This window comes from Serratia sp. CY81684 (assembly GCF_052166595.1).
Classification (GTDB): Bacteria; Pseudomonadota; Gammaproteobacteria; order Enterobacterales; family Enterobacteriaceae; genus Serratia; species Serratia nematodiphila.
Window position 1 is genome coordinate 1243681 of the sequence record NZ_JBJNOO010000003.1, and the last position, 12583, is coordinate 1256263.

The 12583-nt window shown below is 58.2% G+C and carries 13 protein-coding genes; 11 read left to right on the top strand and 2 right to left on the bottom strand.

Going from position 1 to position 12583, the window contains the following annotated elements; translation table 11 throughout:
• Position 1 precedes the first annotated feature (1 nt).
• Entirely contained in the window at positions 2–796 is a 795-nt protein-coding gene (locus ACJ8QF_RS13820; RefSeq protein ID WP_004930674.1) for a DeoR/GlpR family DNA-binding transcription regulator, read from the bottom strand.
• Positions 797–1184: 388 nt separating this feature from the next.
• Here ACJ8QF_RS13820 and ACJ8QF_RS13825 point away from each other — a divergent pair, with 388 nt between their 5' ends.
• The 11 genes from ACJ8QF_RS13825 (at position 1185) to lapB (ending at position 12053) form a co-directional block, all read left to right on the top strand.
• The gene (locus ACJ8QF_RS13825) at positions 1185–1988 is read left to right on the top strand and encodes a transketolase (protein WP_060559730.1); all 804 of its coding nucleotides are present in this window, start codon (positions 1185–1187) and stop codon (positions 1986–1988) included.
• Positions 1989–1990: 2 nt separating this feature from the next.
• Positions 1991–2896 carry a transketolase family protein gene (locus ACJ8QF_RS13830; RefSeq protein WP_004930670.1) on the top strand — a complete coding sequence of 302 codons (906 nt, stop codon included), beginning with the start codon at positions 1991–1993 and terminating at the stop codon, positions 2894–2896.
• Positions 2897–2906: 10 nt separating this feature from the next.
• A complete protein-coding gene (locus ACJ8QF_RS13835; protein WP_033645621.1) occupies positions 2907–3707 on the top strand; it encodes a GolD/DthD family dehydrogenase in 801 nt (266 codons plus the stop codon).
• A 63-nt stretch (positions 3708–3770) separates the two neighbouring features.
• Positions 3771–4703 carry a D-ribose ABC transporter substrate-binding protein gene (locus tag ACJ8QF_RS13840; RefSeq protein ID WP_033632905.1) on the top strand — a complete coding sequence of 311 codons (933 nt, stop codon included), beginning with the start codon at positions 3771–3773 and terminating at the stop codon, positions 4701–4703.
• A gap of 64 nt (positions 4704–4767) precedes the next feature.
• The gene (locus ACJ8QF_RS13845) at positions 4768–5385 is read left to right on the top strand and encodes a DUF2291 family protein (RefSeq protein ID WP_442537586.1); all 618 of its coding nucleotides are present in this window, start codon (positions 4768–4770) and stop codon (positions 5383–5385) included.
• Positions 5386–5394: 9 nt separating this feature from the next.
• Positions 5395–6894: a sugar ABC transporter ATP-binding protein gene (locus ACJ8QF_RS13850; protein WP_442537587.1), complete on the top strand. Its 1500-nt coding sequence runs from the start codon at positions 5395–5397 to the stop codon at positions 6892–6894.
• Between the two features lie 10 nt (positions 6895–6904).
• Positions 6905–7969 (top strand): ABC transporter permease, encoded by a 1065-nt coding sequence (locus ACJ8QF_RS13855; RefSeq protein ID WP_004930657.1) that lies wholly within the window; start codon positions 6905–6907, stop codon positions 7967–7969.
• Positions 7962–9485, top strand: a complete 1524-nt coding sequence (locus ACJ8QF_RS13860) for an FGGY family carbohydrate kinase (protein WP_154870300.1) — start codon at positions 7962–7964, stop codon at positions 9483–9485. Before ACJ8QF_RS13855 ends, ACJ8QF_RS13860 begins: the two co-directional genes overlap by 8 nt.
• A complete protein-coding gene (locus ACJ8QF_RS13865; RefSeq protein ID WP_154870301.1) occupies positions 9482–10279 on the top strand; it encodes an SDR family oxidoreductase in 798 nt (265 codons plus the stop codon). The genes ACJ8QF_RS13860 and ACJ8QF_RS13865 overlap by 4 nt, the downstream gene beginning before the upstream one ends.
• Positions 10280–10571: 292 nt before the next feature.
• Positions 10572–10874: a LapA family protein gene (locus ACJ8QF_RS13870; protein ID WP_004930650.1), complete on the top strand. Its 303-nt coding sequence runs from the start codon at positions 10572–10574 to the stop codon at positions 10872–10874.
• Positions 10875–10880: 6 nt separating this feature from the next.
• Entirely contained in the window at positions 10881–12053 is a 1173-nt protein-coding gene (lapB, locus tag ACJ8QF_RS13875; RefSeq protein ID WP_049187862.1) for a lipopolysaccharide assembly protein LapB, read from the top strand.
• A 60-nt stretch (positions 12054–12113) separates the two neighbouring features.
• Here lapB and ACJ8QF_RS13880 read toward each other — a convergent pair whose 3' ends face one another.
• Positions 12114–12413 (bottom strand): Arc family DNA-binding protein, encoded by a 300-nt coding sequence (locus ACJ8QF_RS13880; protein ID WP_442518193.1) that lies wholly within the window; start codon positions 12411–12413, stop codon positions 12114–12116.
• Between the last annotated feature and the right edge of the window lie 170 nt (positions 12414–12583).

The following is a 12583-nucleotide window of genomic DNA, read 5'->3' on the forward strand; positions in this document are numbered from 1 at the left end:
GTCAGGCGTCTGCCACCAACACCTTAACGCCTACCTGTTCAAATGCCTGCCTGGCGGCATCGCCAATTCCGTTATCGGTAATCAAATAGTCGATATGTTGCCAGTCACAAGGCAGCGCAAACATTGAAACCTTATCGATCTTGCTGGAGTCGGCCACCACATACACCGTGTTGGCCGCATTGATCATCGCCATTTTCAGTTTGATGTCGGTTTCGCTTGGGAAACTGAGGCCGTGACGGGGCGAGATGCAGGCCGTCGCGAGGAACAGTTTCTGCGCCAGCACGTTTTCGAAGAAGCTGGCGGCCTTGTCCCCGGAAGTGGAGAGCGTGGGAAATTTGAATGAGCCCCCGGTCAGCAAAATATTCACGCCCGGCTCGCCACCCAGCTGCAGCGCAATATTGACGCCGGTGGTGATAACGGACAATTTCTTTATGTGATTCAGGTGATTGGCGATAGCCGTGGTGGTGGTGCCCGAATCAAGAATGATGGTGTCGCCCGGTTCGATAAAACCGGCGGCGAGCTTGCCGATGCGATCTTTGGCGGTCAGGTTAACCTGGCGTTCCAGCAGCATGGCGTGGGTATTTTGCTTGCCATCAACCAGGGTGGCGCCACCGTGGAAACGCTGCACATAGCCTTGTTGCTGCAGGATCCGCAGGTCGGTACGAATGGTCGCCTCGGTTAGCTTGAAGGTATCGGTAAGCATTTTGACCGTCGCCGAGCCGTCTTCGCGGATCATGTCGAGGATCTTTTCGCGCCGTTGCTGCATTTCCGCCAGCTGTTCGCTTTTGCTTTTCAATCGAAAGACTCCTGCACCTGTCAGTTTCCGCCGCGCGGCTTGCCACGGCAACTCCTTATTGATGCGCTGAATTTTAGCTTGCGATTATTGATAAAGCTATGGATAAACCCGGCCAATCCCTATTGATTTTTATTCGAAAGTCTTTTGTGTCCGCGATTTCCAACGATAAAAACTAAGGAAAAGTAGCTTTTTTTATTTTATTTTATTGTTATATATGGATTTATATGAGCTTTGGTGTTGTCTGTTAAGTGCTTTTGTTTGAAATTTGATCTTGCCCACATTAATTATCGTTTTTGCTGCATATGATTTCCATTCGAAAATCAATGGCGAGTTAACGGATCGCTTTCGATGCGATAACGATAATCAAGGCGTTTATGCAGAGGTGACGATGGACTTTCAGGCGATTAAAAACACGGCGCGCCAGGCGCGCCGATATGTGGTGACCATGAACCATAAGGCAGGCAAGGGCCATACCGGCGCCGATCTGTCGGAAATCGACATCATCTGCACCTTGTATATGGCGGTGATGGATCGCAGCAATGCCCGGCCCGATCAGGATCGGTTCATTTTGTCTAAAGGGCATGGCGCCGGCGGTTTTTACTGCAGTTGTGCGGCAATGGGCTTGCTCGATCCGGCGGTGCTCGATCAGTTCATGGGCGACGACACCCTGTTGGCCGGGCATCCGGTGCGGCAAAAGCTGCCGGATCTGGTGGAGATTAACTCCGGCGGTTTGGGGCATGGGCTGCCGATCGCCGTGGGGCTGGCGCTGGGCAACAAGCTGGCGGGGCGTGCGCATCGCCGCGCTTTTGTGTTGCTGGGCGACGGCGAACTGGCGGAGGGGTCCAATTGGGAGGCGGCGATGGCGGCCAGTAAATTCAAACTGGACAACCTGATCGCCATCGTCGATCGCAACCGGCTGCAGCTGGCTGGCAAGACGGAGGCCATCATGCCGCTGGAACCGCTGGCGGAAAAATGGCGCGCTTTCGGTTTTGAAACTCTGGAGTGCGACGGCCACGATCCGGCGGCGCTGGTGGCGGCGATCCAACGTCCGAGCCAGGACAAGCCGCGAGTGATCTTGGCCAATACGGAAAAGGGGCACGGTGTGTCGTTTATGGCTAACGTTGCCGCCTGGCATCACGCGGTACCGGACGAGCAACAGTTGGCGCAGGCGCTGGCGGAACTGGAGGGGTAAATATGCAGGATTTACGCGATGCCGTGGTGACGGCGTTGATCGAACAGCAACGAGCGGGGGCAGATCTGAGCGTGATGGTGGCGGATTCGACGTCCACGTCGAAAATCGCGCCTTTTGAACAGGCTTATCCGGAGCGGGTGGTGAACGTCGGTATTGCCGAACAAAATATGGTGGGCATGGCCGCCGGCATGGCGCTCAGTGGCCGCACGGTCTTTACCGCCAACGCGGCACCCTTCCTGTTCGCTCGCTCTAACGAACAGATGAAAAATGATGTTTGCTACACGGGGACCAACGTGAAAATGCTCGGCCTGAATGCCGGATTCGGCTATGGGCCGCTGGGGGCGACGCACCACTGCATGAACGATATCGCCATCGCCCGCACGCTGGGCAATCTCTGCATCTATGCGCCGGCTGATGCGCGGCAAGCGGCAGAGATTGTCCGTTATGTTATCGCACAACCTGGCCCAGCCTATATCCGCATGGACAGCGACAAGTTGCCGGTATTGAACGCGGACTATCACTTCCGTCCCGGAGAACCGGAGGTGTTGCATCAGGGGGGCGACAGCCTGGTGTTTTGTCTGGGGACGGTGGCGCATGAGGCGATGAAGGTACTGGCATTGGGCGACAACCCGACCATCGTTTCTCTCCCTTCGCTCTGGCCACTCAATGAGGCGGCGGTAGTGGCGTTGATACGCTCGCACCGCCGGGTGTTGACCATGGAGGAACATGCGCTCAGCGGTGGTTTAGGCACCATCATCGGTGAATTGTTGCTGCGGCACCAGCTGCCGCAGCCGTTTACTGCACTGGGCATGCCGGCTTACGAGTTTACCCACAGCAGCAGCCGGGCGGCGCTGCGGCGGCAATACGCCATCGATGCGGCAGGATTGCACGCTCAGTTAACGCAATAGGGGGAATGCGATGGAGCGGAACGAATACGACGTTAATTTACGCTACGGTGTCGATAGCCGGATGTCGCTGGCAGGGAAGGTTGCGGTCATCACCGGCGGTTTGGGCGGCATCGCGATGGCCGCCAATCGCCTGCTGTTGGAAAAGGGCGCGCGCCTGGTGTTGATGTATCCGCCCTTTGAACAGGACAAGGCCGCGGCGGCGCTACGAGAGTTGGGCGAAGAACAGGTGTTCTGTCAGGTGTGTGACGTGACCGACCCCGACTCGGTAGTTGCCGCCTTCAACGCGGCTGAGCGGCGCTTTGGCCGGCTCGATATCCTGGTCAACTGCGCCGGTTACGTTAATTTGCAGCCAGCGACGGAGGTCACGCTCGAGGAGTGGCAGCGCCATCTGGCGGTCAACCTCACCGGGCCTTTCCTGTGCTCGCAAGAATTGGCGCGCCGCGCGATAACCGCCGGCCACGGAGGGAAAATCATCAACATCGCGTCGCAGGCGGCCTCTATCGCCATTGACGATCACTGTGCCTATACCTCTGCCAAGGCGGGGCTGCTGGGCATGACCAAGGTGATGGCCAAAGAGTGGGCGCCACACGGCATCACCGTCAACACCTTATCGCCCACCGTAGTGCTGACGCCTATGGGAGAGAAAGCCTGGCGCGGTGAGAAGGGCGAGGCGATGAAAAAGCTGATCCCGCTGGGGCGCTTTGCCTATACCGATGAAATCGCAGCGGCGATCCTGTTTTTTGCCAGCAACGGTAGCGACATGATCACCGGCGCGGATCTGATGATCGACGGCGGTTTTACCATTTGGTAAGCGGCAACCGCAGCGATCGCCAACACCAGACGATGTTCAACACAACGATAAGAGAACACCATCATGAGAAAAATAGCCACTTACCTTACCCTGCTCACCGGTTTTGCCTGCACCTCTGCCATGGCGGCGGAAAAGGGCACGATCGCCATCCTCGTCAACTCGTTGGACAATCCTTATTACTCCGCGGAAGCCAAGGGGGCCGAGGCCAAAGCCAAGTCTCTCGGCTACCAGACGCTGGTGCTGTCGCACGGTGAAGACGTCAAGCGCCAGGGGGAGCTCATCAGCCTGGTTATCGGCCGCAAGGTTCAGGGCATCATTTTGGATAACGCCGATTCCCAGGCCAGCGTCGCCGCCGTGCAGCAGGCGAAAAACGCCGGTATTCCGGTGGTGCTGATCAACCGCGAGATCCCGGTCGATGGTGTGGCGTTGGCACAGATCACCCATAACAATTTCCAGGCCGGCTCGGACGTCGCCAACCAGTTTGTGGAAAAAATGGGGGAAACCGGCAAATACGCCGAGCTGACCTGCAATCTGGCGGACAATAACTGCGTTACGCGTTCGCAGTCGTTCCACAACGTGATCGACCAATATCCTGAGATGGTCAGCGTGGCGCGTCAGGATGCCAAGGGCAATCTGCTGGAGGGGAAACGCATTATGGACAGCATCCTGCAGGCGCATCCGGACATCAAAGGCGTGATTTGCGGCAACGGCCCGGTGGCGCTGGGCGCAGTGGCGGCGCTGAAGGCCGCCGGCCGGCAGGATGTCACCGTGGTGGGCATCGACGGCAGCAACGATGAACGCGACGCCATTCTCAACGGCAACCTCTACGCCAGCGTGATGCTGCAGGCGCAGGCGATCGCCGCGCAGGGTGTTGAGATCCTGGACGGCTATTTCCAATCCGGCAGCTATACCGGCAAGGAGCGCGTGATGTTCCGCGGCATCCTGATCGGCAAAGACAATGCACAACGAGTCAGTGACTTCAACTTCAAACCGTAACCCGCGCTGAGCGGCGTCTTTCACCACCCCGTCCTGGCGGCGGGGTGCGATCGGAGGTGTTGTTATGTCGATGCGCATTGCGTTGACCGTCATCGTCGTCCTGGCGTTGAGCGGTTGTCGTATCGTCTCGGAGAAAAAGCTGGCGGAGCTTCGCTCCCCGGTGAATCCCCATGTGGCGCAGGCGGCGGAGATTTACCGCAGCCAAATCGCCCCGCAAGTGGTCAAAACGGCGCAGCCGCTGGGCGAGCTGATCGCCCGGATCGCCCAGGCCAAGGATTTTGACAGCGCCTGCGGCCAGTTGGGGTACCGCGCTCAACCGGAGTTTCCTTGTTATTTCAACGTTAAGGTCAGCGGTGAAATTGCGGCGGTCAACACCCGTTCACGCAGCGGAAAAGTAACGCTCAAACTGACCGATGCGCCGCTCAGCAGCGTAGAGGTGCAGATCGGGCCGGTTTATCGCGGCACGGCGTTGCGCGACAGCTATCGCGGCCTGAGTTACAGCGATTTCAATGACCAGGCGCTGTTCGGCGATTTTGCCAGGGCAATTAACCTGGCTTCGATCGACGAACTGACCGGCTTCCAACCCAAGGTGGGTGACCACATTACCGTGTATGGCGTATTCAGCAGCTGGCAGGCGCCTGCCGAGCCGCTGTTGATCACGCCGGTACGCATTCAACCTTAAGGGGGCGTGATGAGCGATTCGATCATTATTCAAACGCGCAACGTTTCGCGTCTCTATCCTGGCGTCACCGCGTTGGATAGCGTGAGTTATCAAGTGTTTCGCAATCAGGTCAACGTGCTGATCGGCGAAAACGGCGCCGGCAAGTCGACCATGATGAAGCTGTTGGCGGGGGTGGAAACCCCGTCTTCGGGCACCATCGAGCTGGAGGGGAAAGCGGTGACGTTAACCTCCACGCAGCAGGCGGAGCGGCTCGGGATCAGCATTATTTTTCAGGAGCTGAACCTGTTCCCCAACATGTCGGTCATGGACAACATTTTTATGGCCAACGAGTTCTTCCAGCGCGGCCGTATCAATGTGGACTATCAGTATCAGCTGGCCAAGTCCTTGCTGCAGCGGCTGGAGTTGGATATCGACCCGCATACGCCGTTGGGCAGCCTCGGTATCGGTCATCAGCAACTGGTTGAAATTGCCCGTGCCCTGGCGAAGGACACCCGGGTGCTGATCATGGATGAGCCGACGTCGGCGCTGAGTCAGGCCGAAGTGCGCACGCTGTTTCGGGTGATCGCCGATCTGAAAAAACGCGGCGTCACCCTCATCTACATTTCTCACCGACTGGAAGAGCTGATGGAGATTGGCGATCGCATCACGGTGTTTCGCGACGGGCGTTTTGTCGCCGCCGAGCCGGTCAGTAACGTCAGCATTCCGTGGATCATCGAAAAGATGGTGGGGGAAAAGAGCAAGCACTTTGATTATTGCGCGGCAGAGCAAGGGGATGAAGTGCTGAAGGTCGAACAGCTAACGCTGCCGCGTGAAAACGGCGGCTATTGCCTTAACGACGTCAGTTTTTCACTGCGCAAAGGGGAAGTGATCGGCATTTATGGCCTGTTGGGGGCCGGCCGTACCGAACTGTTCAAAGTGCTCAACGGCGTGATGCGCCAGACGGCAGGCCGCATTTTGCTCAACGGCAAAAGCGTGGAACGGTTGGGGTTTCGTCAACGCAAGGCGTTGGGCATGGCGCTGGTGCCGGAAGACAGGCAGGCGGAGGGGCTGGTGCAGATGATGTCGATTAAGGCCAACATGACCCTGGCCAGCCTGGGGCGTAATGCGCTACGGCCGTTGGCGTCGGCCGGGGAGTGCGCGTTGGTCGATGGCATGATCGAAAAACTGGCGATCAAGGTGAGTGACCGGGAGCTGCCAATCACCAGCCTGAGCGGCGGCAATCAGCAGAAAGTGGTGTTGGGCAAGGCGCTGCTGACCGGGCCGCAGGTGGTGTTTCTCGATGAGCCGACGCGCGGAATCGACGTCGGTGCCAAAACGGACGTTTACCACCTGATTGGCGCGATGGCGCGTCAGGGGTTGGCGGTGATGTTCTCTTCGTCGGAGCTGGATGAGGTGGTCTCGCTGGCCGACCGGGTGATGGTGATGGCGGACGGGCAGTTGACGGCCGATCTGCCACGCGAACGGGCCGATCGTGAAACGCTGATCCGCGCCTCCACCCCTCACGCATAAGGATAAGGCAATGCAAACCAAGTATCGGTTGTATATGTATTTGCTGCAGGCGCGTACCTTTATCGCCCTGTTGCTGGTGGTGCTGTTCTTCAGCAGCATGGTGCCGAATTTTCTGACCGTCTCCAATTTGCTGATCATGACGCAGCACGTGGCGATCACCGGGCTGCTGGCGGTTGGCATGACGCTGGTGATCCTTACCGGCGGCATCGACTTGTCGGTCGGCGCGGTGGCGGGGTTGTGCGGGATGGTTGCCGGTGCGCTGTTGACCGTCGGTATCCCGCTGTGGGATGGCAATCGGCTGTTTCTCAACGTCTTTGAAGTGATCGGCGCGGTGGCGTTGTTGGGTGTGCTGTTGGGTTTGATCAACGGCACGCTGATTACACGGCTCGGCGTTGCGCCGTTCATTTGCACCCTGGGTGCAATGTACGTGGCGCGTGGGGCGGCATTGCTGACGGCGGACGGCAAAACCTATCCCAATCTGGTGGGCCTGGAAGCGCTGGGCAACACCGGTTTCGCGGCCCTGGGATCCGGCACCTTTCTGGGGATTTACAACCCGATTTGGCTGATGTTGGCCATCGTGTTGTTAGGGATCTATCTCACCAAGAAAACGCCGCTGGGTCGTTATATCTATGCGATTGGCGGCAATGAGCCGGCGGCGCGGCTGTCGGGGGTGCCGATTGCCAGCGTAAAAATGTTCGTCTATGCGTTTTCCGGGCTGTGTGCGGCGCTGGTGGGGCTGGTCATCGCTTCTCAATTGCAAACTGCGCACCCGATGACCGGCAATATGTTCGAGATGGACGCCATCGGCGCGACGGTGCTGGGCGGTACGGCGCTCAGCGGTGGCCGCGGCAGGGTATTCGGTTCGATCATCGGCGCCTTTGTGATCGTTTTTCTGGCGGACGGCTTGGTGATGTTGGGCGTCAGCGAGTTCTGGCAAATGGTGATTAAAGGGCTGGTGATCGTCACCGCCGTGGTGATTGACCAGTTTCAGCAGCGTTTGCAGAGCAAGGTCATTCTGATGCAGCGCCTGGAAAAAAAAGCGGTGCAGCCGCTGGCTGAGGTGAGCCATGGTTAAAGCGGATTGCATTGTCGCGTTGGACGAGGGCACCAGCAACGCCAAGGCCGTGGTGGTGGATGCGCGGGGTACGATCGTCGCCAAAGCCAGCAGACCACTGACGCTGCAGACGCCAAAGCCCGGTTGGGTGGAGCAACGGGGCGAGGCCTTGCTGGCCGCCTCTCTGGCGGTATTGCGGGAGGCTATTGCGCTGGCCGGAGCATCCCGCATTGCCGGTATCGCCATCAGCAACCAGCGTGAAACCGCCATCGGCTGGCGGCGTTCCAACGGCCAGCCTATCGGGCCAGCCTTAACTTGGCAATGCGCGCGTTCCGCCGATTTCTGCGAACGGCTGCGGCGCGATCGGCAGGAGGAAGCGGTGCGCCGCGCTACCGGCTTGCCGCTTTCACCGTTGTTCTCGGCGTCGAAAATGCGCTGGTTGCTCGATCACTGCGAAGAGGGACAACGGTTGGCGGAGAACGGCGAGCTGTGCCTGGGCACCATCGATGCCTGGCTGCTGTGGCAGTTGAGCGGGGGGCGGGCATTCGGCTGTGATGTTTCCAATGCCGCCCGAACTCAACTGCTGAATCTCGCATCCGGGGAGTGGGACGAGCAGATGCTGGCGCTGTTCAATATTCCCCGTCAGGCGCTGCCGACGATCCATCCTTCCAGCCATCTGTTCGGCACGACGCTGGGATTGGAAGGCATTGCCGACGGCATTCCAATTGCTGCGATGGTGGGGGATTCACATGCGGCGCTTTATGGCCATGCGCTGGGTCAGGCTGGGCAGGTTAAAGCCACCTATGGCACCGGCTCATCGGTAATGGCGCCAATCGTCAAAGCGCAATGCGACACGAGCGCTCTGGCAACGACCATCGCCTGGCATGACGGTGGACGCATGCAGTACGCACTGGAGGGCAATATTCCCCACACCGGCGACGCTATTGCCTGGATGCTGGATATCGCCGCCATGCCGTCGGAGGGTGAAGCGCCGTTGAGTGAACTGCCCGTTCGCGTGCCCGACAGCGGTGGCGTCTATTTTGTACCGGCGCTGACCGGTGCCGGCGCACCTTGGTGGGATGAGCAGGCGCGCGGCGTGATTTGCGGGCTCAGCCGCGGCACGCGGCGAGAACATTTGGTGCGGGCCGCTTTTGAATCGGTGGCTTATCAAATCGCCGATGTGATCGGCGTACTGCGGCAACAACCGGGTTTTGCGCTGCAGGGGCTGATGGCTGACGGCGGCCCCAGCCGCAATGACTGGCTGATGCAGTTTCAGGCCGATCTGCTGGGTTGCCCGGTGTGGCGCAGCAACACGGCGGAACTGTCGGCCCTGGGGGCGGCTTTGATGGCGATGCGCAGCCTGTGGGGAGCTACCGATCGGCAACTGGCGGCACTGTTGCCTCAACATGATGAGTTTAAACCCGATATGCAGCGCCACCGGCAGTTGCAGGAAAACTACAGCGCGTGGCGGCAGGCGGTACAGCGCACCTTGTGGCGGCCGCAGACGGCCTCATTGATGACAGGAGAACAATCATGAATCGTGACTTCACGGGGAAAACCGTGGTGATTACCGGCGCATGCCGCGGCATTGGGGCCGGTATCGCCGAACGTTTCGCCAGTTTGGGCGCCAATTTGGTGATCGCGTCGAATGCGGATCGCATCCTGACCACGGCGGAAACGCTGCGCCAGCGTTATCGGGCGGAGGTGCTGTCGGTCATCCTCGACGTCACCGATGAAACACAGGTGGTTGATTTTTATCGTCAGGTCTGGGAGCGATTTGGTGCGATCGACGTTTCCATTCAGAACGCCGGGGTGATCACTATCGATCGTTTTGACCAGATGCCCAAAAGCGATTTTGAGAAAGTGTTGGCGGTAAATACCACGGCGGTCTGGCTCTGCTGCCGGGAGGCGGCCAAATATATGGTTGGCCAACGCCGAGGGAGGTTGATCAACACGTCTTCTGGCCAAGGACGTAACGGGTTCATTTACACACCGCATTACGCCGCCAGCAAAATGGGGGTGATCGGCATTACGCAGAGTTTAGCGCTTGAGCTGGCGCCACATGGCATCACCGTCAATGCATTCTGCCCCGGCATCATTGAAAGCGAGATGTGGGAATATAACGACCGCGTTTGGGGAGAAATTCTCAGCGGCCCGAAAAAAACTTACGGCAAAGGGGAGTTGATGGCCGAGTGGGTGGCGGGCATTCCGCTCAAGCGTGCCGGTCAACCCGAAGATGTGGCGGGTCTGGTGACCTTCCTTGCCTCAGACGATGCCGACTATATCACCGGCCAAACCATCAATGTGGATGGTGGGTTAATCATGTCCTGACGTGACTATGTCACAAAATAGGCGGCATCGGATCGGTGCCGCATTAACCGCTTACATTTTCCCGCCATTGCAATTCGCCCGGTTGCCCCCATATCCTTATAAATTCGACGTTTTGAGAAGCTTTCTCATCAATTTGTTCGCTAAGACCGTTTACTGCCGAATATGCCAGCAGATATGTGGTTTTATCGTGCGGCAGGGTTTCCCTGCCGCAGCGGGAAATGCTAACTTAAGGGTTAGGGACGCCACATTTTGGCATCGTTCATCCGATTCACTCGGCATCGCGGGAAAGAATGTGAAATATTTGCTGATTTTTTTGTTGGTTCTGGTGATCTTCGTGATTTCCGTCACCTTGGGTGCGCATAACGATCAGGTGGTCAATTTTAACTATCTGGTTGCGCAGGGCGACTATCGCGTATCGACCCTGTTGGCCACGCTGTTTGGTGCCGGTTTCGTTCTCGGCTGGATCATTTGCGGCCTGTTCTACCTGCGCACGCGTATTGCGCTGGGTCGCGCCGAGCGCAAGATCAAAAGGCTGGAGCTGCAGCTTGAGCAGCCCGCTGAACCGGCGGCTCAGCCTGTTGTCAGCAAGGAATAATCCTCTATGTTAGAACTGCTGTTTCTGTTGCTGCCCGTGGCTGCCGCGTACGGTTGGTACATGGGGCGCAGAAGCGCTCAGCAGGATAAACAGCAAGAAGCCAACCGCCTGTCGCGCGAATACGTGGCAGGGGTGAACTTTCTGCTCTCCAACCAGCAGGACAAGGCGGTCGATCTGTTCCTCGACATGTTGAAAGAGGACAGCAACACCGTTGAAGCCCACCTGACGCTGGGTAACCTGTTCCGTTCGCGCGGTGAAGTCGACCGCGCCATCCGCATCCATCAGGCCTTGATGGAAAGCGCCTCCCTGACCTTCGAACAGCGCCTGCTGGCGGTGCAGCAGCTGGGCCGCGACTATATGGCGGCCGGGCTGTATGACCGCGCGGAAGACATGTTCAGCCAGTTGACTGACGAAGCGGATTTTCGCGTCTCGGCGCTGCAGCAGCTGCTGGTGATCCATCAGGCGACCAGCGACTGGCAGAAAGCGATCGACGTGGCGGAAAAGCTGGTCAAGCTGGGCAAAGAGAAGCAACGCGTCGAGATCGCGCACTTTTACTGTGAGTTGGCGCTGCAGGCAATGGGCAGCGACGATCTCGATCGGGCGATGAACCTGCTCAAGCGGGCGGACGCCGCCGATAAACAGTGTGCGCGCGTGTCCATCATGTTCGGGCGCATCTACATGGCGCAAAACGACTACGCCAAAGCGGCAGAGTCGCTGCAACGCGTACTGAGCCAGGATAAAGAGTTGGTCAGCGAAACGCTGCCGATGCTGCAGGAATGCTACACGCATCTGCCGGAACAACAGCACAACTGGGTCGATTTTCTTAAGCGCTGCGTGGAAGAGAACACCGGCGCTACCGCCGATCTGATGCTGGCCGAGATCATCGAGCAGCACGAAGGGCGCGACGTGGTGCAGGTCTATATCAACCGTCAGCTGCAGCGTCATCCCACCATGCGGGTGTTTTATCGGCTGATGGATTATCACCTGGCGGACGCTGAAGACGGCCGGGCGAAAGAGAGTCTGCTGCTGTTGCGCGATATGGTCGGCGAGCAAATTCGCACCAAGCCGCGATACCGCTGCCACAAATGTGGCTTCACCGCGCACTCGCTCTATTGGCATTGCCCGTCGTGCCGCGCCTGGTCATCGGTCAAACCGATCCGCGGTCTGGACGGGCAATAACGCGGCGGAGCGACAAAATAAAACGGGGCGATTTATCGCCCCGTTTTTTTATGTTCATACTTACTTTTTCTTGCCGCCTTTGGCGCCGGTTTTTAACAGCTGGCGGAGTTTCTTCAGCTCTTTCTGGCTCAGCGGCTGTTCAATTTCTTCTTCGGTGCTTTGATTGTCGATTTCGCCGTGGTGCAGCTCATCCGCTTTCTTGATGGGTTTTTCAGCCTTGGCGGCGGGCGCGCTGAAGCTGCTTTCCAGGCGTTGGCACACTTCTACGCTCAACGAAAATTCGTTTTCAGCGGCGGCGGCGCGGATTTTTTCCTTCAGTTCCAGAGGAATTTTAATGGTAAGTGTCGATATCTCGCTCATTTTGAAAGCCTTTCTGCAGGAAGATGCCTTCAAGCTAAGCCACTGGCGATCGGGTGTCTAGTGTGTAATAAAAATTTAATATTTTTGTAACAAAGCGGGGCGGGGCAAATGCGGTTTTTTCAGGCGGCAAACAGAGGCAGGGCCCGAACGTTCGGGCCCTGTACCGGAAA

Coding starts and splice junctions, on each gene's coding strand:
- ACJ8QF_RS13825 (WP_060559730.1), top strand. CDS start 1,185: ATGGACTTTCAGGCGATTAAAAACACGGCGCGCCAGGCGCGCCGATAT.
- ACJ8QF_RS13830 (WP_004930670.1), top strand. CDS start 1,991: ATGCAGGATTTACGCGATGCCGTGGTGACGGCGTTGATCGAACAGCAA.
- ACJ8QF_RS13835 (WP_033645621.1), top strand. CDS start 2,907: ATGGAGCGGAACGAATACGACGTTAATTTACGCTACGGTGTCGATAGC.
- ACJ8QF_RS13840 (WP_033632905.1), top strand. CDS start 3,771: ATGAGAAAAATAGCCACTTACCTTACCCTGCTCACCGGTTTTGCCTGC.
- ACJ8QF_RS13845 (WP_442537586.1), top strand. CDS start 4,768: ATGTCGATGCGCATTGCGTTGACCGTCATCGTCGTCCTGGCGTTGAGC.
- ACJ8QF_RS13850 (WP_442537587.1), top strand. CDS start 5,395: ATGAGCGATTCGATCATTATTCAAACGCGCAACGTTTCGCGTCTCTAT.
- ACJ8QF_RS13855 (WP_004930657.1), top strand. CDS start 6,905: ATGCAAACCAAGTATCGGTTGTATATGTATTTGCTGCAGGCGCGTACC.
- ACJ8QF_RS13860 (WP_154870300.1), top strand. CDS start 7,962: ATGGTTAAAGCGGATTGCATTGTCGCGTTGGACGAGGGCACCAGCAAC.
- ACJ8QF_RS13865 (WP_154870301.1), top strand. CDS start 9,482: ATGAATCGTGACTTCACGGGGAAAACCGTGGTGATTACCGGCGCATGC.
- lapB (WP_049187862.1), top strand. CDS start 10,881: ATGTTAGAACTGCTGTTTCTGTTGCTGCCCGTGGCTGCCGCGTACGGT.
- ACJ8QF_RS13880 (WP_442518193.1), bottom strand. CDS start 12,413: ATGAGCGAGATATCGACACTTACCATTAAAATTCCTCTGGAACTGAAG.